Here is a 20,343-nt window from a genome sequence, read left to right as displayed (position 1 = left end):
ACAGGCTGCAAATTTAAATAAATTAATTGGTATGCACAACAAAAGAAATTCAGTTTTTTGAAATTTCTTTCAGGAACATTTCGAAGGCCTTATTGGTCGCTTTGGCAATAACCCGTTCTCTTGCATTTCCAAAGCTGAACTTTTCTGAATATACACCTGAGGGCCCTGCGATTCCTATATAAACAGTTCCCACCTCATCGTTCCCATCACCTTTGGTAGGTCCCGCTATGCCTGTAGTAGATAAAGCGTAGGTGCTGTTAAACAATTTTGTACATTCCACAGCCATAGCTTCGGCCACTTGCGCACTTACCACCGAATATTTCTCAATGAGTTTTGCATCCACTCCAAGTACACTTGCTTTCTTCTCAGTTTCATAAGGAACCAAACTTCCCCTGAAATAGGCCGAAGCACCGGGAATGGCAGTAATCTGTTCGGCAATAGCACCACCTGTACAACTTTCGGCAAGACTCAGGGTGTGCTTTCGAAGTGTTAAGACCGCGGCTATTCGTTCGACTATGTTCGTCTGATCTTCAAATCCAACGGCTATATCACCTAGCAGCCCCTCAAGTTTTTTCATTTGCGCATCGACAGCTTGCTGTAATAGCGATTCGTCTAAGCCCGTTGAAGATAATCTTAAACGAACCCGCCCTAAAGAAGGGAGGTACGCAAGTTTTATCTCTTTGGGAAGAGAATCCTCAAAATCACTGATACGATTTGCGATCTCACTTTCTCCCATGCCATAGGTAAGTAGCGTTTTGTGATAAATAAAGGGGCGGTTAAATCGTTTGAGGGTTTTAGGAAGTACCTTGTCTTCAAGTAAATGTTTCATTTCATAAGGTACTCCTGGCAAAGATACATAGACGGTATCATCTTCGTCAAACCACATGCCGGGAGCGGTTCCATGGTCGTTCATTAAAACGGCGGCTTTGGAAGGGATCATGGCCTGCAATAAGTTGGTAGGCAAAGGCCTTTTGTTATAATATTTCGTAAATAGATCTTCTATATGAGTTCTCACTTTTGGGTCCTCGCGCAGTGTATCATCGAAAAATTCGCAAAGCGTTTGTTTGGTGATATCGTCTTTGGTTGGTCCCAACCCTCCCGTTATTATGACCAGATCGGCATTATTCTTTGCATTTTTGAGTGCTTGCAAAATATGATCTCTGTTATCCTGAATGGATGTGATCTGATAAACCTTAATACCAATTTTATTCAGCTCTTTACAAATATGAGCCGAATTGGTATCAACGATCTGTCCGATAAGAATTTCGTCACCAATGGTGATAATCTCTGCTTGCATCTATAGGTTAAAATCGGCTTTCAACTCTTTAAAAACTTCGTGAAGCGCCGTGGAAACATTATTGAGATTTTCGGTAATAGAAGCCTTGTTCTTCGAAGTTTTTGTCCAAGCTTCAATGGTAGTAATATCTTTTAAAACATCCATTCCAAACATTTCTAGATTTGGTTTCATTTTATGTGCAAACTGGTAGGCCAATTCTTTATTATCGTTTCCTACTGCTTCTTCCAAAGCCTGCAGATCCGGCGGAATCTCTTCCAAAAAGGTTTGAGCCACAACGGCCATAAAATCGGCGTCTCCGCCGGCTATTTCTTTAAGACTGTCAATTGAATAATGTTTGCCCATTTATCTTACTTTAATCGAAAATACTTCTTTGTTATTAATAAACCCAACTAAGGAATCATTTGCACTCACTTTACCCACTCCCGAAGGGGTGCCTGTAAATATAATATCTCCAATCTTTAAAGTGAAATATTTTGAGATATATTCTATCAATTCATCGATTTTCCACAAAAGTAATGCGGTATTTCCTTTCTGTACTTCTACCCCATTCTTTTGTAGACTGAATTCTATTTGGTCTACTGAAGTGAACGTGCTTTTTGGTAAAAACTTACCTATTATTGCCGCTCCATCGAATCCTTTCGCCTTTTCCCAAGGCAATCCCTTTTCTTTCAATTTAGACTGAAGGTCTCTTGCCGTGAAATCGATTCCTAAACCGATCTCCTCATAATACTTATGAGCAAACTTCTTATCGATATGTTTTCCAATCCGATTGATCTTTACAAGTACCTCAACTTCATGATGAACATCATTTGAAAAATCGGGAATGAAAAAAGGCTGTTTCTTGAGAAGTATGGCGGTATCCGGTTTTAAGAATAATACCGGCTCACTTGGCTTTTCATTATTTAATTCTTCTATATGAGCGGCGTAATTTCGGCCAACACAAATGATCTTCATAGTTTTTTAGTTTCAAGTGCTAAGTTTTATTAACTCAGTTTCAATAACTCCTGACTCCCGACTTCCGTCTTCAGAAATAAACGATTTATCATCTACGACAAACCGCTCACTGTTCGGCAACCACGACTTAACTACTTATATTTTGGTGTTCAATTTACTCAGTTTTATTCGCGTTAATACTTTCTTGGTGTATAAGGGAAAATCGGCATTTAGCAACCAACCAAAATAACCAGGTTCCTGCTCCATCACATCCAGCACTTTCTTTCCTTTGTGTTTCCCGAATGCAAATATTTCTTCACCGTTCTTGTTATATCCAATATAACCGGCAAAATCGGCAAAATTCTTATGTGCACTGTAATTCGCTAAAAAAGCGATATCATTTTCTAGATCCTTGTATTTGTCCAATTGAGCCTCTAATACCTCGAAAGTAGCATTGGTGTCTGCTTCCGCACTATGGGCATCATCCAGATTCTTATCGCAATAAAACTTGTAAGCTGCTTCCAGTGTCCGTTTTTCCTTTTTATGGAAAATAGTTTGCACATCTACGGAAGCCGCTTTTTTCATATCGAAATCTATTTCGGCTCTTAAAAGTTCTTCAGCAAGTAACGGAATATCGAAGCGGTTCGAATTATACCCTCCAAGGTCACAATCTTTTATCAGCGCATGTATCTTGGGAGCCAATTCCCTGAATGTTGGCTCATTCGCCACCATTTCATCGGTGATTCCGTGTATTTTTGAAACCACCTCGGGAATGGGCATTTCAGGGTTTACACGCCATGTATGACTCTCTTTATTACCGTTTGGAAATACTTTAAGGATCGAAATTTCTACGATCCTGTCTGTCGCAATATTGATTCCTGTGGTTTCAAGATCAAAAAAACAGATGGGTTTTTTCAGCTTTAATTGCATTGGTATAATTTGTGTAACAAAGGTAGTAATTACTAACTTTGCCGGATCGTATGAAAGTTAAAATTCTGCTTTTATTATTTCTGACTTGTACTTCAAACAGTGTTTGTCAAGGACTTAAAGTTCTTATTTCTGAAGAGAAGAAAGGCAAACGTGTTGTTCTTATGGCAGAGAATAAGACTAAGGATACCCTGAATGTATTCCTAATGGTGAATGCTGAAGGCTATCGTCGCAGTGCATCAAAGCCCGTAATAAAAAATATTGCGCCACTTAGTACAATACCTATGATCACCTTGGTGGAATTGGAAGGAGTTGAATCGCGATACACCTACGATCTGGTAGTAAATGAAAAAGATTACAGTGTAGGTGTTACCTACAAAAAGGAGCAAAAGGACATTGAGCGTATCTTAAAGGATAAGATCGTGGTCTTCACTGCAGATGAATGTGAAAAATGTAAAGCGCTACTCGATTCGCTTTCTGCAAATAGGATTCAACACCGAAGCTTCAATATAAATGAAGACGCCACGCTTTACGGGCAATTCATGGCCTTTATTGAGCGAAAGCTCACCGCTGAAAGCCGCATCCTGTTTCCGGTGATCTGGAATAAAGATGACGTGATCTTTGGTTATGATGATCTTGAACGTCTGTTAATTATACTTGATAACTAGATTTCCCTGTTACTGTCCCAAGATTCGAGATAATCTGCCACTGCTTTTACAAATTGTCCGCCCAAAGCACCGTTTACCACTCTGTGGTCATAACTGTGAGACAAGAACATTTTATATCGAATACCTATAAAATCTCCTTCAGGTGTTTCGATTACGGCAGGCACTTTTCTAATTGCACCCAGGGCAAGGATGCCAACCTGCGGCTGATTAATAATGGGAGTTCCCATGATACTGCCGAAGGTACCCACATTGGTTACCGTATAGGTGCCTCCTTGAATTTCATCGGGCTTCAACTGATTGTTACGTGCGCGGTTAGCAAGATCGTTCACCGCCTTACTCATGCCAACCAGATTTAACTGATCGGCATTTTTGATCACAGGAACGATAAGATTTCCATCTCCCAGTGCAGCTGCCATTCCCAGATTTATATTCTTCCTTTTTATGATCTTGTCACCATCCACCGAGATATTCATCATTGGGAAATCCTTCAGGGCTTTGGCAACTGCTTCCATAAAAATAGGAGTAAAGGTTAGATTCTCTCCTTCTCTTTTAAAGAAAGCATCCTTCATCTTCTTACGCCAGTTCCAAATCTTTGTAACATCAGCTTCGATAAAGGATTGCACATGTGCCGAAGTCTGCACACTCTCTACCATATGGTGTGCGATAAGTTTCCCCATACGGGTCATTTCTATGATCTCATCACCACCGTTTACCGACACCGGTGCAGTGGGTTTTGAAGTAGTCTTTTCTTTAGGAGCATCTGCAGAAACTGGAGCACTGCTCTGTGGTACCGCTTTAGTACCGGAAGCTCGGTTCGCCACGTAATCCAGAATATCGTTCTTGGTAACACGGCCATCTTTGCCACTTCCGGAAATTCCATCAAGTTCCGCCTGTGAGATCCCTTCGGCAGCTGCTATATTTTTAACCAATGGCGAATAAAAACGCTCCCCTTTGCTCTCAATAACCGGTTGTTTTACCGCTTCGGCTTTTGTAAGCTGCTCCTCAACTTTTGCTACAATTTCGGGTGCAGGAGTTGCCTCTGTAGGTGTCGAATTTTCGGAAGATCCCGCTGCGGCATCCGTTTCAATAATTGCGATAGTTTGTCCAACCTGTACTACATCATCTTCGGCAAACAGCTTTTCAACTAAAATACCATCCACTTCACTAGGCACTTCGCTGTCTACCTTATCGGTAGCAATTTCCAGTACGGCTTCATCGGCTTCAATACTGTCGCCCACATTTTTTAGCCAATTGGTCACGGTTGCCTCGGCAACACTTTCGCCCATTTTAGGAAGTTTCAATTCAAATTTTGCCATAACAATACTTGTACAAGTAAGATTTTACTGATTAAAAGGCCTACCATAGTTGGTAAACCGCTGCAAAATTAGTTAAAATTTAAATGTTTGCTGTTCAAAATTTCTTAAAAAACGATCACTTCTCCCTTTTGATCACTTTTGTCGCTACCCACTATAAAGTTGCAGCCGGGAGGACGAATTCTAAAACGATTGTTCCTGTTCTTTTGCGCTTTCATCACCATAAATATCTGCGAATAAGGCATATACTCGGTGTCGAATATGAACAGGGTGTCGCTGTAAAGCTTATCCTGAAGTATGGCTTTTGAAGCCGAATGTAGGGGAGTTTGTATAACTTCGGAAAGCATTTTTAGCAACTGAAAATTTTCGGTTAACAAATAAGCTTCTTTCGGTTCCTTGTCTCCTCTTTTCCGTTTGTCGGCCGAATTACCCCGGAATTTTTTCACCAAAAAAATTCCTAGATTAACCGCAGTTTTAAGCATTACATTCGGATTAAAATGTTTGTTGTAGAAGATCTTCATCGCACCGTAAAAACGATCGAGGTAATCTGAATCCCGTGAGGTACTCTCTCCTTTGTAATGAAGGATCTCATTGCCCCCCAGATAATAATTGGTATATCCCGCTTTTATAATCTTGTAGGACAGATCGATATCCTCGCCGTACATAAAATAATCATCGTCCAGTCCGTTCACTTCATTAAACACTTCCCGTTTCATAAACATAAACGCACCCGCCAAAATGTCAACCGCACCATTTTCAGATTCTTTGATGTCCATCGCGTAATAGCTGTTCTTATTCTTTGCCATCCCAATAAGTTTTAGTAGGGATCGCTTGGGTGTGGGCACATTCCGTTTGCTTTCCGGTAGAAAATTACCTGTCCCATCCATCATATAGACACCAATTGCTCCGAGGTTTTTGTTGGTTTCGGCATGTCTTAAACAATACCTGAAGGTGTCTGCTGTAACAGCGGTATCGGGATTCAGCAAACAAATATATTCGCCTTTGGCTATGGCTACTGCCTGATTGTTGGCTTTACTGAACCCTACATTCTCCTTATTTTCAATTAATGTGATCTCCGGAAATCGTACTTTCATCATTTCACAGCTGTCGTCCTTCGAATCATTATCTACAACAATGATCTCCGAATCTATATTCTTAAGCGCTTGCCGGGTACTCACTATGGTCTGCTCCAGAAAGTAGCGTACATTATAGTTAAGTATGATAACCGAAAGTTTCAATAGTTAGGTGCTTTTTAACGAATTCTCAAATGGTATTCTGTTTAAAATACTTCGTCCCAGGGTTACCTCATCTGCATATTCCAACTCATCTCCTACGGCTATACCTCTCGCTATAGTTGTGGTAAGGATATTATAGGGCTCTATTTGTTTAAAAATATAGAAGTTGGTGGTATCCCCTTCCATGGTAGAGCTAAGTGCAAATATTAATTCATCGATAGTACCCGACTTTACTTTTTCTACCAACGAATGTATGGTAAGATCCCCTGGTCCTATACCATCCATAGGGGAAATTTTCCCACCAAGAACATGGTAGTGTCCCCGAAACTGACTGGTATTCTCGATCGCCATAACGTCGCGTATATCCTCAACCACACACACTAATCGCTCGTTGCGGTTGTGATTTGCACATATTTCGCACAGCGCAGTATCTGAAATATTATGGCAATTCTTACAAAAATTGATCTCGTTACGCATCATAGTTAGTGCTTCAGAAAGTGCCGTAGTTTGATCTTCCGGTTGTTTTAAGAGGTGAAGTACAAGGCGCAACGCTGTTCGTTTACCTATTCCAGGAAGCTGAGACATTTCAGCAACAGCATTTTCAAGTAATTTTGACGAAAATTCCATAGGGCGATAATTGAGGGCAAGATAAAAAAAATGCTTCAGAATAACCGTAGCTTCCTGAAGCATCTCTATAGAAATATTTTCCTGTTTATCGCTTAATAAACCGTTTTGTAACAGTCCCTTTTTCAGAATTGATCCTTACAAAATACACCCCGGAGTTTAAACCCGAGATTTGTAAAGCGTAATTTCGTTCGAGTGCTATACTATTTTTATAGATCAAAAGTTTTCCTGATAAGTCAAAGACTCGAATATCGGCATCCACTTCGTATGGCAAGCTTATATAGAGGATGTCTTCAGCCGGATTTGGATAAAGAGTTAGATCACTATTAGAAACAACATTTTCGGTACCTAGAATAACATCAGCCACAACCGGAGATGCCCAAAGACCGCGACCATAAGAGCCTGCATATATTTTTCCGTCGGCTTCATTGATCTCTAATTCATTGATGATGACATTAGGTAAATTATTGCTGTAAGGTTGCCATTCGGTAAATGTATCATCAATATAATATATTCCGTAGTTCATGCCTACGTAAAGCCCATTGGTGTCATTATTCTGCCAGACTACCGCCAATGCACTAAAATTGGGTAGATTAAACTGATAGCTTTCCCAGGTGTCGCCACCATCCTCAGAGACTCTAACCTTCTGACCGGAAGTTATGGCTACTGCGATCTTATTGGGATCTAAAGGGTGCACAGCAATTGAATTTATGTTACCACCGGGCGGCGTCATTACCTCCCAGTTTGTAGCCCCGCCATCCTGTGTTCTGTACAATTGTGTGGCGTTTGCTGCGTAGATCACCTGATTGTTGGAAGGTGCTATTTTTAAATGATCGAGATCACCTCCAAACACCTGAGAGATCGGTGACCAGCCAATTCCTGTATTCACAGAGCGGTAAACCCGGTCATAACCCACATAAACAGTGCCTGAAGCTGATGGATCTTGCTCGAAGGGAGTCACCCATTCACCACTTCCGGGGCCGGGTTCAGGAATATTAACAATAGACGCTGCCGCATCGTCTGTTCGGTACATGCCTCCAAACTGAATCATTCCGTACATGACATTGGTATTGTCTTTATCTACAAAGCCTTCCATCCCATCAGCTCCCAGCCAGTCTTTCCAACCTTCCGCTTCGGTATAGAACGACGTTCCGTTGTCCTGCGAACCGCCTGTAACTACTACGTTTTGCGTTTGTGAGATCCCTATTTTATAAAATTGTCGAATACCTATACCGGTAGTAATATCGGTAAAGTAATCTGCATCGAGGTTCGCAGTGTCTTCAGCTTTAAAAATTCCCCCATCGGTACCCGCAAACAGTGTAGATCCGTTAAACTCCAATATATCGACATCGGCATGACAATAACCAATATTCGCATTGGCCGCAGCCGATGGGATCCAGTCTGCAGTACAGGTAAAGTTTACCCCTCCGTCCATAGACCTCCACGTTAGGACTCCGGCAATATGAACTTCGTTTATATCATTCGGATTTACGGCTATGTCCATATCTCTGGGCGCCTGACCTCCCGATTGAAAACCTGCGGTATCATAACCAAAGTAATTTCTTCCGGTATGATCAAGTTCTATAAAACTGTCACCGGTTGTCGTGGATACGTAAAATCCCCCAAAGGATCCGCCCGAAGCCTCTAAAACATAAATAATATCGGGATCTGCCGGAGATACCCCTATCATTTTAGGCTGATTGCTAAATCCTCCTATGGTCGTAAAAGTGACACCATTATCGGTCGATTTATGAAATCCGTTACCCGAAGCGAATACCACCGAGGTATCATCGGCTTTAAACTCAATATCATATCCACGGCTGTCTATACCTGTGTTGGTCCATGACGAACCCCCATTATCGGACCGATAAATACCTGCATTGGATGCACTCGCATACATAATATTTGTATCTCCCGGGTTAATAAGGATCTTATTCACTGAGGAATTTCCAACAGAGCCTATGGGATTCCATGTAGCGCCGGCGTCTTCCGATTTAAACATTAATCCCCCTGAGGAGCCAAAGAAATAGGTGTCGCTGTTCGTAGGGTCTATCGCGACCGAATACACTGTTAAGTTTGAAAAATTATCGCTAAGAGGTGTCCATGATTGTCCGGCATCAGTGGTCCTCCATACGCCACCGGTATTGGCGCCAATAACAATATGGTCACTGTTCGTTTTGTCAATAGCGATGCCGGTAATTCGACCCACGCCGGGGTTCCAGCTCGTGGTAGCATTCCAGTTTTCGGGGCCTAATTCCTCCCAGTTATCTTCTAAAACCTGTCTGTTTTGAGCGGTCTGATTTAAATAAGCATTGTATTGTTCCCATTCGGCAAGATTTTCGGTGATAGTAGGTAAATACCCGTTTTCCTTTACCAATCGCAAAGCATTGTATTCCCAACGCTTAAAGGGTTTATAACCAGTCCCTCTTCCTTTATCTTTTCCTTCAAAATAGGCGTTGGCGCTGTCAATGATCTCTTGAACAGGGTAGGTGCCCGCATCGATCATCTCGAGGTATTCCTGAGATTGTATAAAACTAAAATTCAGAATAAAAACAATGGATAAAAGTAAAGATCTGGGTTTCATAGGGTCTTATTTTTTAGCTAAAAAGCTAACTATCAAAAGTTTTCAAATGTATTAAAAAAATAAAACCAAAAGGAATACAATCTTTGTATTTTTACGAAAATTCAAACAAACTAAAGCCAATTCATGGAGCCAATTCATATTATTTTTCTGATCGTCGCATACTTCGGTGTGCTGTTATTGGTGTCTTTTTTTACGAACAAAGGAGGAAGTAATGACGATTTTTTTAAAGCCGGAAAGCAATCCCCCTGGTATCTAGTTGCTTTCGGAATGATAGGTGCTTCATTAAGCGGGGTTACATTTGTATCGGCTCCCGGTTGGGTTGAAGCCTCCAGCTTTAGTTATTTTCAGGTAGTATTGGGGTATACCGTAGGGTATGCCGTGATAGGTCTTGTGCTGCTACCACTCTACTATCGCTTAAATCTCACCTCAATTTATACCTATCTGGAAGGTCGCTTCGGCGATCGTTCCTATAAGACAGGTGCTTCATTTTTTCTGCTTTCTCGTGTGGTAGGAGCGAGTTTTAGACTTTATCTGGTTGCGATCGTTCTTCAAAAACTTGTTTTTGATAAAATAGCCTTCTTCGGTTCTCAGGGAGTTCCTTTCTGGATAACCGTTACTATCACCATCTTACTCATCTGGTTATATACGTTTAAAAGTGGAATTAAGACCATAGTCTGGACAGATACGCTTCAAACTTTGTTTATGCTCCTCGCCGTAGGGGTGACCATTTATTACGTGGCCGAAAATTTGGGTCTTTCCGCAGATAACCTGTTCGGTTTTATTGCTGAAAGTGATATGTCGCAGATCTTCTTTTTTGATGACTGGAAGGCGGGAAATCACTTCATAAAACAATTTATTAGCGGTGCGTTCATCGCCATTGTCATGACAGGATTAGATCAGGATATGATGCAAAAGAATCTTACCTGCAGAAACCTGAAGGACGCTCAAAAAAATATGTTCTGGTTTACGATCGTCCTTACCATAGTCAATTTTGTGTTTCTGGCACTGGGATTATTACTTACCGTATATGCCAGACAAAATGGTATTGAAGCCAGAGCCGACGAACTTTTTCCCGCTGTTGCTGTGGAAAGCGGCCTGGGAATTGGAGTAGCCATGTTCTTTCTCCTTGGCCTTATCGCTGCTGCCTATTCCAGCGCAGATAGTGCACTCACAGCATTAACTACTTCTTTTAGTATCGATATTCTGGATATAGAGAAAAAATATGATGAGAGAAAACAGGTTAGAATTCGCAAACGTGTGCATATCGCCACGTCTCTGGTTTTGATTCTGGTCATCATCATCTTTAAATACCTCATTGCCGATGCCTCGGTGATTGCAAAATTATTTGTGTTCGCAGGTTATACCTATGGTCCCTTGTTGGGACTGTATGCCTATGGATTATTTACAAAAGGAAGTGTAAAGGACAAATGGGTACCTTGGGTAGCGATTGCCACTCCATTTTTAGGCTATGCGATCAGTTACTTCTGTTCTATGTGGTTTAATTTCGAATTTGGGTTCTTTATTTTAATTCTGAATGGTGCCCTTACCTATCTCGGTTTAGTACTGATTCGTACCCAAAAGGACTAAAGTACAGGCAACCTCAACTTCTATGTTGTTGGTCCGAAGAAGTTTATAGAACTCGGGGTTTTCGGTTCCCGGATTGAAGATCACACGTTTGGGATCTAAAGAAAGGATATAATCGTAATAAGACTTTTGTCGCTGCGGATTTAAATATAAGGTCACCGTATCGATCTCCTCAAAAGGCACTTTTTCATCATCGATATCCACCCCGGCTACTACCCCTTTTTTTAATCCAACGGCAACGACTTGGTGACCATAACCTACCAAGCGGTTGATCGCAAGATTTGAATATCGCGCCGGATTGGTACTCGCTCCTAATACAAGGGTCTTTTTCATATCAAAGTTTTTTTGAAAAGTACAATGACTCCTTTAGTCTATTTCCTAAAACTTCGTTAAAAAAACAATAAGGTGTAACATAACAAATGTAGTTTCGTCTATACAGTAGGAAATATTTCTACTTTACTGTGAAATTTTTTACGTTGATGGTTAGTGTTAATATTAGCAGTGAAGTTTCAAGCCCGGGATTCTAGATTCCGGGCTTGATTTTTTTATGTTAAAATTTAATTTTATTGTAACACAAATTTATTTTAAGCGTCATAACACTATACCGTTGTATTTTGAATAAAACATAGTTTAATCAGCTATGCTATACAAGGTAGTAAGTTTAACAACATCAATCCAATTACGAACTCCCTAATATGGGACTAATTCAATCAAAAAATGAAACAGTTATTTTTAGTGATCGCACTATTCGCGTGTGTTTTCACCCACGCTAACATTGACCCTACTTTAGACAAGCCAGGAAAAATTACAGGAGTTGTCTTCGATAAAAATCTACAGCAACCCATCCCCTATGTAACAGTAGCTGTTAAAACACTTTCAGGAGAGATCATTACAGGAGGTGTAACCGATGACGACGGAAAATTTATTATTGAGGAAATTCCCGAAGGAAAAAGCAATGTATCCATTCAGTATATAGGCTATAAAACCTATAGCACCGAGATCGAGATATCACGGGGCAATCGCAATATCGACTTGGGAAATATTGAATTGGAAGAGGATATTGCTGCGTTAGGAGAAGTTACCGTAGTTGCCGAACGCTCTACCATTCAGCAAAAACTCGACAGGAAAGTCATCAATGTTGGAAAAGACCTTACCACAGCAGGTCCAACAGCATCAGACATTATGAATAATCTTCCTTCAGTAAGTGTCGATCAACAAACCGGTGATATTTCCTTACGCGGAAATCAGAATGTACGCGTCATGGTGGATGGCAAACTTTCGAATGTCCCTATTGCACAACTTTTAAAGCAAATTCCATCCACTTCAATAAAACAAATAGAGCTTATTACTAATCCTTCTGCCAAATACAATCCTGAAGGAATGAGTGGAATCATCAATATTATTCTTCATAAAAATGTGAATATAGGGTTTAACGGTAACGCCAGCGTTGGACTTACCTATGAAGAGCAAGCCAAGTTCAATAGTGCAATTGATATGAATTACCGAAACGGAAAAATTAATTTATTCGGAAACTGGGGACATAATTCATCAAAGAATGAAAACTTTGGACATATATACCGTCCCGATGACAATTCAGAGCAACGTTTCGAATTTCTTGATGACAGTCGGTCGAATTTATTTAAAGTGGGACTGGACTTTTATCTCAATGATAACCACACTATTTCTGTATTCACCAATCAGAATATTTTCGACGGAAGCACCACAGGTTCTACCAATATTCTCTATTTCGACGACCCTGCCCGCAATCAGATGCAGCGGTTTTTAAGCGTGAACGACAATCAATCGGGTCAATACAATTTCAATTATAAGCTCGATTTCGCTAAAGAAGGTCATAATATTGAACTGGAAGCAGATTACAATGATTTTGAAAGTGGTGAGGATGCGAATTTCGCCTTTTCTGGAGCCAATCCGTTTAACAACTACCAAGATTTTGTAGACACCCAGCGAGAACGGATCACGGTAAACCTTGACTATGTGAATCCCTTGACCGAAAAATCTAAACTGGAATTGGGACTGGAAGCTAGATTATTTGAGACCAATCTGGCTTATATGAGTACCGGACAGTCGTTTAATTCGGAAGGCGAAATCATCCCCACACCCGATACCGACTTCGATTACGAAAGAGATATTTATTCGGCCTATGTTACTTATGGAAGAAATTACGAGAAATGGTCGTTTCAGGTAGGGGCACGCGCAGAAACCGTAGATGTGGCTGCCGATACCAATCAGGTACGGTCGTTTACTAATGATTACTTTCAGCTCTATCCATCAGCCTATGTGACATACACACCCACCGAAGCTAATCAGTTTCAGGTAAGTTACAGCAGAAGAGTTGACAGACCCGGCCTGGGACAGGTAAATCCAATTAGAGAATGGAGTACTCCGCTTATTTCTTCCTTCGGCAATACACAACTGCAACCTCAATTCACAAATTCAATTGAAGCCAATTACACCCGGAATATGGAAAAAGGGAGTATTACCGGTGGCGTTTTTTTCCGGGCGATAGAAGACGAGATCAACAGGGCAGTGTTTGTAGATCGCACCGATTTGAACAAGGTGATCCTCACATTCGACAATTTCGACAACACATCGGCCTACGGAATAGAGCTTTCAACAAATTACAGACCTACTTCTTGGTGGAACTTTAATGCGAGCTTCGATCTATATTCCCAAACACAAAAGGGAATTACCGAAAGACTGGAAGACCCGGGAAACAATCCAACGGTCCAAAATATCATTACTGAAACCGTAGAAGTTGAAAACACTGCCTGGAATTTCAGAATGTTCAACAATTTTAAGGTAACCCAAGAGCTTACTTTTTCCGCCTTCGGATTTTACAGAGGTGCAAATAGAAATCTTCAGTTTGAAATAGAGCCTATGTATTTCATCAATCTGGGAGCTCGGTACAGTCTTTGGGATGGTCGCGGGACCTTTAGTGTCAATTACAACGACATCCTGGATAGTATGAAATTTGCTTTCGACGGTCAGCGTCCTTATGCCCAGACAGGTGAGTTTAACTGGGAGAGTAATACGGTTTACGTCGGACTTTCATACCGCTTTGGTGGAGGAAAATACAGAGCAAAGTCACGGAAGCGTAGAGATGATCGTGAAAAAGATGACAGTGGTGGGATTTTTTAAATGAAATTACACTCAAATGTTATAATTGCGTTAAAAATGAGATGCTTATGCAACGTTTGGTACAGTTTTTAAGTCTATATATATACCTACCTAATTAGTTATTTTATAATTTATTTGAATTAGCCATTCTTAATCATAAAATCATTAGGTATTACAAAGCCATTCTTTCAACGGAATGGCTTTTGTACTTTCTGTAATCGCTCTATAAAACTATGCCCACTGTATGATCACACTTCCCCAAGTAAAACCACTACCGAAGGCGGCAAGTACTACGATATCTCCATTATTTATCTTTCCTTCCTCCCAGGCTTCAGTTAAGGCAATAGGAATTGATGCGGCGGTGGTATTTCCGTATTTCTGAATATTATTGAATACCTGATCGTCCCTCAATTTCATTTTCTGCTGAATAAACTGAGAGATTCTAAGATTTGCCTGGTGCGGAATGAGCATGCTAATATCTTTACTCTGCAGATTATTAGCTCTAAGTCCTTCTGAAATAACTTCGCTAAAACGAACCACGGCATGCTTAAAAACGAAGGTTCCGTTCATATACGGATAATACGGTATGTTTTCTTGCGGATTCTTCTCGATGATCTCCGGTACCCAGTATTCAGTACTTGGCCCCTGAAGGGAAAGTTCATCCTTGTGCTTTCCTTCACTGTGTAAATGGGTTGAAAGGATTCCACCGGCACCCGTATCGTTTCGGGATACAACGGCCGCTCCTGCTCCATCTCCAAAAATTACCGAGACCCCTCTTCCCCGGGTTGTAAAATCGAGGCCGCCACTATGGTTTTCGCTACCTATCACTAGAATATGTTTATACATACCGGTTTTTATAAACTGATCTGCAACCGAAATCGCATATACAAAACCACTGCATTGATTGCGAACATCGAGTGCCGGCACTGTACGCATACCCATCATTTCCTGAACCTGAACACCTCCGCCGGGGAAATACATGTCGGGGCTTAAGGTTGCAAAGATGATCATATCGATGTCTTTGGGACTAAGTTTTGAACGCTCCAGTGCTATGGTCGATGCCTTTACAGCCATGACCGACGTAGAATTTCCGTCACCTTTCTTAATGTGTCGACGTTCTTTTATTCCGGTCCGTTCCTGGATCCAAGCGTCGTTGGTATCCATCAATTTAGACAGATCGTCGTTGGTCACGACATTTTCGGGTACATAAGACCCCAGACCCGATATTTTTGCACTGTACATACACTAAAATTTAATTGAAGATAGCAAGATATTCATTCAGAATAAAAAGAATTCAATTATATAAAAATAAAAACGGAAAACCACTATTTTCTTCATTGCATCAAATTTTTAATTTCCCTATCTTTTTACAAATTTTAAACTCATGAAAAAATTACTCTTTCCAGCCTTGTTGTTTTTGTTTATTGTTGCAGTAACTGCTCAGGAAAAAACAGGATATCAACAACCGCCTAAATCAATAATGGATCTTGTAGACGCTCCCCTCGCTCCTTCTGTGTTAATTGATGACAAAGGAGAAAATGTTGTATTACTCTTCAGAGATGCCTATAAGAGTATCGAAGAACTATCAGAAACAGAATTACGGCTTGCCGGCTTGCGAATAAACCCCAATACTAATATTGGTAGCCGAACCAACTATTACAATGATATTCAGGTCAAGAAAGCAACTTCGACAGATACTTCCACAATTACGGGGCTGCCCCAAAACGGTCGTTTTTCCTATTTTAACTGGTCTCCCGATCAAAAAAAGATAGCATTTTTAAATACCGTCTCTAATGGTGTTGAAGTCTGGGTTCTCGATATTGACAACAGATCGGCTAAAAAATTAAGCGGAGCCACGGTAAATGCAAATATGGGAGACCCCATTAATTGGTTCAAGAATTCGGATGCATTGCTGGTGAAAATGCTTCCGAAGCAAAAAAAAGAATTGATAAATACTGCTGAAGCTGTGCCCGAGGGGCCTACTATTTCAGTAAGTGATGGTGCCAAAGCACAAAACAGGACCTATCAGGATCTGCTAAAAAATCCGAATGATGAAGCTAATTTTGAGCAATTGGCACATTCAGAATTAAAAAAAATAACGCTTAGCGGTACTGTATCTGATTTTTTACCTTCGGCCATGTATCGAAGCGTGTCCTTTTCCCCCGATGGTGAGTATGTCTTGATCGCTACGACCAAAAAGCCATTCTCCTATATTGTTCCCTACTATCGTTTCCCATATGAAGAGATCGTGTATGATGCTTCGGGTAAGATGGTGCACAAAGTGAACGATGTTCCATTGGATGAAGTACGTCCAAAAGGATTTATGGCCACCCGAACCGGAAAACGAAATTTTTCTTGGAGAGCAGATAAGCCTTCCACACTTTATTGGGTAGAGGCCTTAGACGGAGGAGATCCGGAAAATGAAGTGGCTTACAGAGATGTGGTCTATGAAGTATATGCTCCTTTTACGGGCAAAGGGCGCGAGGTCTTTAAAAGTAAAAATCGTTTTTCAGGAATATCCTGGGGAAATGACGAGGTTGCTGTGGCGTACGATTACTGGTGGAATGATCGAAACACCAAAACCTATCTGTTTAATCCGTCACAACCGGGACAAACACCGACTATTATTTCAGATCGAAATTATCAGGATCAATACAGTGATCCGGGAAATTTTGTGATGAAGCAAAACAAATACCATCGTGATGTGTTGGAGATTAATAATGGAAAAGCCTATTTAATTGGAGACGGTTTTTCGGAAAAAGGGCAGTTTCCCTTTGTCGATGAATTTAATTTAAAGGACCAAAGCAAAAAACGTATTTACCAATCAACATATACCGATAAGAAAGAAGATTTGCGTTATGCTGTAAATATGAAAGAAGGTAAGATCCTGGTGCGTATCGAATCTAAGAATGAGTATCCCAATTATTACTTCAGAAACATATACAAGGACAACGATCTCACAGCGGTGACCTCATTCGAGAATCCCTATAAGAGTCTGTCTAATGTGCACAAAGAGGTAATTACTTATAAAAGATATGACGGCTTAGAACTCGAGGCCACACTGTATTTGCCGGTAGGTTATGATAGGAACAAAAAAGAAAAGAAGCCTATGATCCTTTGGGCATATCCTCGTGAGTTCAAAGACAAAAGCAGTGCTTCACAAAACACCACAAACCCCAATGAGTTTATCTATCCGTATTATGGAAGTCCGATCTATTGGGTAACCCGAGGTTATGTGGTGCTGGATGATGCCGCGTTTCCTATAGTGGGTGAAGGTGATGAAGAACCTAATGATACCTTCAGGAGTCAATTGGTAGGCAATGCAAAAGCTGCCATTGATGCAGTCGACGCGTTGGGCTATATAGACAGGAATCGTGTAGGTGTTGGCGGACATAGTTACGGAGCCTTTATGGTGGCCAATTTGTTAAGTCACAGTGATCTTTTCGCTGCCGGAATTGCGCGAAGCGGAGCTTATAATCGTACCCTGACACCATTCGGATTTCAAAGTGAAGAGCGCAGTTATTGGGATTCGCCCGAAACCTATTATACAATGTCGCCTTTTATGCACGCCGACAAAATGAAAACACCCCTGTTGCTCATTCACGGAGAAGCCGACAATAATTCTGGAACCTATCCTTTGCAGAGTGAGCGTTATTTCAATGCCTTAAAAGGCCTGGGGGCTCCAGCGAGACTCGTTATGTTACCTAAGGAAAGTCACGGTTACAGAGCAAAAGAAAGTATACTTCACTTACTCTGGGAACAGGATAGCTGGCTCGAAAAATATGTAAAGAACAGAGATGAAAACACGGTAAAAGTTACAGATGAGATCAAAAAATAGTTTTGTTTAAACATATTGTCATAAAAAAAAGAGGAGCTAAAAGCTCCTCTTTCTCTAACAACCTAACCAATAAAATATAGGGTATCAATTACTCTTTCATAGCAATCTTGAATCCCATATCATTATGATATAAAGATCATTAAAATGTTTAATAAAGAATCTTAAGAATTAAACAATGTTTTGTTAAAGTTCCAATAAATGACAAGCTGTCATAAAAAATAGTCTGGTATTCTATTTGACTATTATCTCTTCAGAACGAAATATAACCTGTTCCGTAGAGGAATAACAAAACATAAAAATTATGAGTAAAGGAACTATTAATGTATCGGTAGAGAACATCTTTCCGCTTATTAAAAAGTTTTTATACAGTGACCACGAGATCTTTTTACGTGAATTGGTCTCGAATGCCACAGATGCTACTTTAAAACTGAAACACCTTACCAATATTGGAGAAGCAAAGGTAGATTACGGTAGTCCAAAGATCGAAGTGAAGATCGATAAGGACAAAAAACAACTTCATATCATCGATCAGGGAATTGGAATGACCCGTGAAGAAGTTGAGAAGTACATCAACGAGATCGCTTTTTCGGGAGCTGAAGAATTTATTGAAAAGTACAAGGATAAGAATGGGGATGATGCCGGAATTATAGGTCATTTCGGTTTGGGCTTTTATTCTGCGTTTATGGTCGCCAAAAAAGTGGAGATCATCACTAAAAGTTACAAGGACGAGCCTGCGGTGCACTGGACTTGTGACGGGTCACCCAACTACATCATTGAAAAAAGCAGTAAAGAAGATAGAGGAACGGAGATCATTTTGCACATTGCTGAAGATTCTACCGAATTTCTGGAAGAGTCCCGGATCCGGGAGTTATTGGTCAAGTACAATAAGTTTATGCCAATACCGATAAAATTCGGTACTAAAACTGAAACACTTTCCAAGCCTGAAGGCGCAAAAGAGGAAGAGCCTGCTCCCACTAAAGAAGTAGATAATATTATTAATAATCCTGATCCGGCATGGACAAAAGCGCCAACCGAACTTAAAGATGAGGATTACAAAAGTTTTTATCGTGAGCTCTACCCCATGCAGTTTGAAGAGCCGCTCTTCAACATCCATTTGAATGTGGATTATCCTTTTAATCTTACCGGAATATTGTATTTCCCTAAGATGACTAATGATATGAATATTCAGAAGGATAAGATTCAGCTGTATCAAAATCAGGTATTCGTTACCGATAATGTTGAGGGAATCGTACCTGAGTTTTTAACCATGCTACGAGGAGTGATCGATAGTCCCGATATTCCATTAAATGTATCCCGAAGCTATCTTCAGGCCGATGGAGCTGTTAAGAAGATATCCAGTTATATTACCCGAAAAGTCGCCGATAAACTAAAGAGTTTGTTCAATAGCGATCGTGAGGATTTCGAGAAGAAGTGGAACGATATTAAAATGGTGATAGAATACGGAATGCTTACCGAGGAGAAATTCTATGAAAAAGCCCAGGATTTTGCTCTGTATCCAACGGTTGATGGCACCTATTTTACTTTTTCAGAATTAAAGGAAAAAATTAAAGACCTTCAAACGGATAAAGATGATAAGCTGGTCGTATTATATGCTTCCAATACCGAAACTCAGCACAGCTATATCGAGGCGGCCAAAGCCAAGGGTTATGAAGTATTGCTCCTCGATTCGCCGATTGTTTCACATTTACTTCAGAAAATCGAATCCAAGGAAGAGAAAATTTCATTTGTTCGGGTAGACAGTGATCCAATCGACTCCCTTATTAAGAAAGAAGAAGAAGCAGTATCTAAATTAAATGATGATGAAAAGGAAACTTTATCCGGTTTTTTAAAAGAAACGATTCCTTCGGAAAAGTTTACAGTAAAGCTGGAGGCCATGGACAGTAATGCTAATCCCTTTATAATTACTGAACCGGAATTTATGCGTCGTATGAAAGAAATGCAGCAAACCGGTGGTGGAATGTTTGGTATGGGGGCTATGCCGGAAATTTACAACCTTGTAGTTAATACGAATCATCCTTTGGTTTCTGAAATTCTGAATACTAAGACCAAAAAGAAAAAGGAACGTCTGGTACTTCAGGCACTTGATCTGGCGAAGTTGAGTAAGAACCTTTTGAAAGGTGAAGAGATGACCCGGTTTATTAAGAGAAGTTATGAGATGATCAAGTAAGATTTATTATTTTA

The 20,343-nt window shown here is 40.5% G+C and carries 15 protein-coding genes; 5 read left to right on the top strand and 10 right to left on the bottom strand.

Translation table 11 applies throughout. From position 1 onward, the window contains the following. Positions 1-49 precede the first annotated feature (49 nt). The 4 genes from ALE3EI_RS08825 to ALE3EI_RS08810 form a co-directional block, all read right to left on the bottom strand. Complete coding sequence (locus tag ALE3EI_RS08825) at positions 50-1,297, bottom strand: competence/damage-inducible protein A (RefSeq protein ID WP_186987906.1); 1,248 nt, start codon at positions 1,295-1,297, stop codon at positions 50-52. Further along, positions 1,298-1,639, bottom strand: a complete 342-nt coding sequence (locus ALE3EI_RS08820; RefSeq protein ID WP_186987905.1) for an Hpt domain-containing protein — start codon at positions 1,637-1,639, stop codon at positions 1,298-1,300. Next, entirely contained in the window at positions 1,640-2,251 is a 612-nt protein-coding gene (locus ALE3EI_RS08815) for a fumarylacetoacetate hydrolase family protein (protein WP_186987904.1), read from the bottom strand. It lies immediately after the preceding gene. 135 nt (positions 2,252-2,386) lie between these two features. After that, positions 2,387-3,160 (bottom strand): 3'-5' exonuclease, encoded by a 774-nt coding sequence (locus tag ALE3EI_RS08810; RefSeq protein ID WP_186987903.1) that lies wholly within the window; start codon positions 3,158-3,160, stop codon positions 2,387-2,389. 50 nt (positions 3,161-3,210) lie between these two features. On the opposite strand from ALE3EI_RS08810, the gene ALE3EI_RS08805 reads away from it, so the two are divergent. Next, complete coding sequence (locus tag ALE3EI_RS08805) at positions 3,211-3,825, top strand: glutaredoxin (protein WP_186987902.1); 615 nt, start codon at positions 3,211-3,213, stop codon at positions 3,823-3,825. On the opposite strand, the gene ALE3EI_RS08800 is transcribed toward ALE3EI_RS08805, so the two are convergent. The 4 genes from ALE3EI_RS08800 to ALE3EI_RS08785 form a co-directional block, all read right to left on the bottom strand. Continuing rightward, on the bottom strand, positions 3,822-5,141 hold the full coding sequence (locus tag ALE3EI_RS08800; protein ID WP_186987901.1) for a dihydrolipoamide acetyltransferase family protein: 1,320 nt from the start codon (positions 5,139-5,141) through the stop codon (positions 3,822-3,824). The genes ALE3EI_RS08805 and ALE3EI_RS08800 overlap by 4 nt on opposite strands. A 104-nt stretch (positions 5,142-5,245) precedes the next feature. Then, a complete protein-coding gene (locus ALE3EI_RS08795; RefSeq protein ID WP_186987900.1) occupies positions 5,246-6,376 on the bottom strand; it encodes a glycosyltransferase family 2 protein in 1,131 nt (376 codons plus the stop codon). Positions 6,377-6,379: 3 nt separating this feature from the next. Then, positions 6,380-7,000 carry a recombination mediator RecR gene (gene recR, locus ALE3EI_RS08790; protein WP_186992339.1) on the bottom strand — a complete coding sequence of 207 codons (621 nt, stop codon included), beginning with the start codon at positions 6,998-7,000 and terminating at the stop codon, positions 6,380-6,382. A gap of 85 nt (positions 7,001-7,085) precedes the next feature. Further along, positions 7,086-9,581, bottom strand: coding sequence for a T9SS type A sorting domain-containing protein (locus ALE3EI_RS08785; protein WP_186987899.1), 2,496 nt, complete (start codon positions 9,579-9,581; stop codon positions 7,086-7,088). Positions 9,582-9,704: 123 nt separating this feature from the next. Here ALE3EI_RS08785 and ALE3EI_RS08780 point away from each other — a divergent pair, with 123 nt between their 5' ends. Next, complete coding sequence (locus ALE3EI_RS08780) at positions 9,705-11,168, top strand: sodium:solute symporter (RefSeq protein ID WP_186987898.1); 1,464 nt, start codon at positions 9,705-9,707, stop codon at positions 11,166-11,168. On the opposite strand, the gene ALE3EI_RS08775 is transcribed toward ALE3EI_RS08780, so the two are convergent. Continuing rightward, complete coding sequence (locus tag ALE3EI_RS08775; protein WP_186987897.1) at positions 11,139-11,498, bottom strand: CoA-binding protein; 360 nt, start codon at positions 11,496-11,498, stop codon at positions 11,139-11,141. The two genes, ALE3EI_RS08780 and ALE3EI_RS08775, sit on opposite strands and share 30 nt — an antisense overlap. 384 nt (positions 11,499-11,882) lie before the next feature. Here ALE3EI_RS08775 and ALE3EI_RS08770 point away from each other — a divergent pair, with 384 nt between their 5' ends. Then, positions 11,883-14,324, top strand: a complete 2,442-nt coding sequence (locus ALE3EI_RS08770; protein WP_186987896.1) for a TonB-dependent receptor domain-containing protein — start codon at positions 11,883-11,885, stop codon at positions 14,322-14,324. Positions 14,325-14,534: 210 nt separating this feature from the next. Here the strand turns inward: ALE3EI_RS08770 and ALE3EI_RS08765 are convergent, their stop codons facing one another. Then, a complete protein-coding gene (locus ALE3EI_RS08765; RefSeq protein ID WP_186987895.1) occupies positions 14,535-15,545 on the bottom strand; it encodes a 3-oxoacyl-ACP synthase III family protein in 1,011 nt (336 codons plus the stop codon). 142 nt (positions 15,546-15,687) lie between these two features. Between ALE3EI_RS08765 and ALE3EI_RS08760 the strand changes: the two genes are divergently transcribed. Continuing rightward, positions 15,688-18,141 carry a S9 family peptidase gene (locus ALE3EI_RS08760; protein WP_186987894.1) on the top strand — a complete coding sequence of 818 codons (2,454 nt, stop codon included), beginning with the start codon at positions 15,688-15,690 and terminating at the stop codon, positions 18,139-18,141. A gap of 301 nt (positions 18,142-18,442) precedes the next feature. Continuing rightward, positions 18,443-20,329, top strand: a complete 1,887-nt coding sequence (gene htpG / locus ALE3EI_RS08755; RefSeq protein ID WP_186987893.1) for a molecular chaperone HtpG — start codon at positions 18,443-18,445, stop codon at positions 20,327-20,329. Positions 20,330-20,343: the final 14 nt, after the last annotated feature.

The sequence above is a fragment of the Constantimarinum furrinae genome, from assembly GCF_014295415.1.
Lineage (GTDB): Bacteria > Bacteroidota > Bacteroidia > Flavobacteriales > Flavobacteriaceae > Constantimarinum > Constantimarinum furrinae.
Note: the sequence above shows the minus strand (reverse complement) of the source record. Positions and strands in the feature narration are given on the sequence as shown.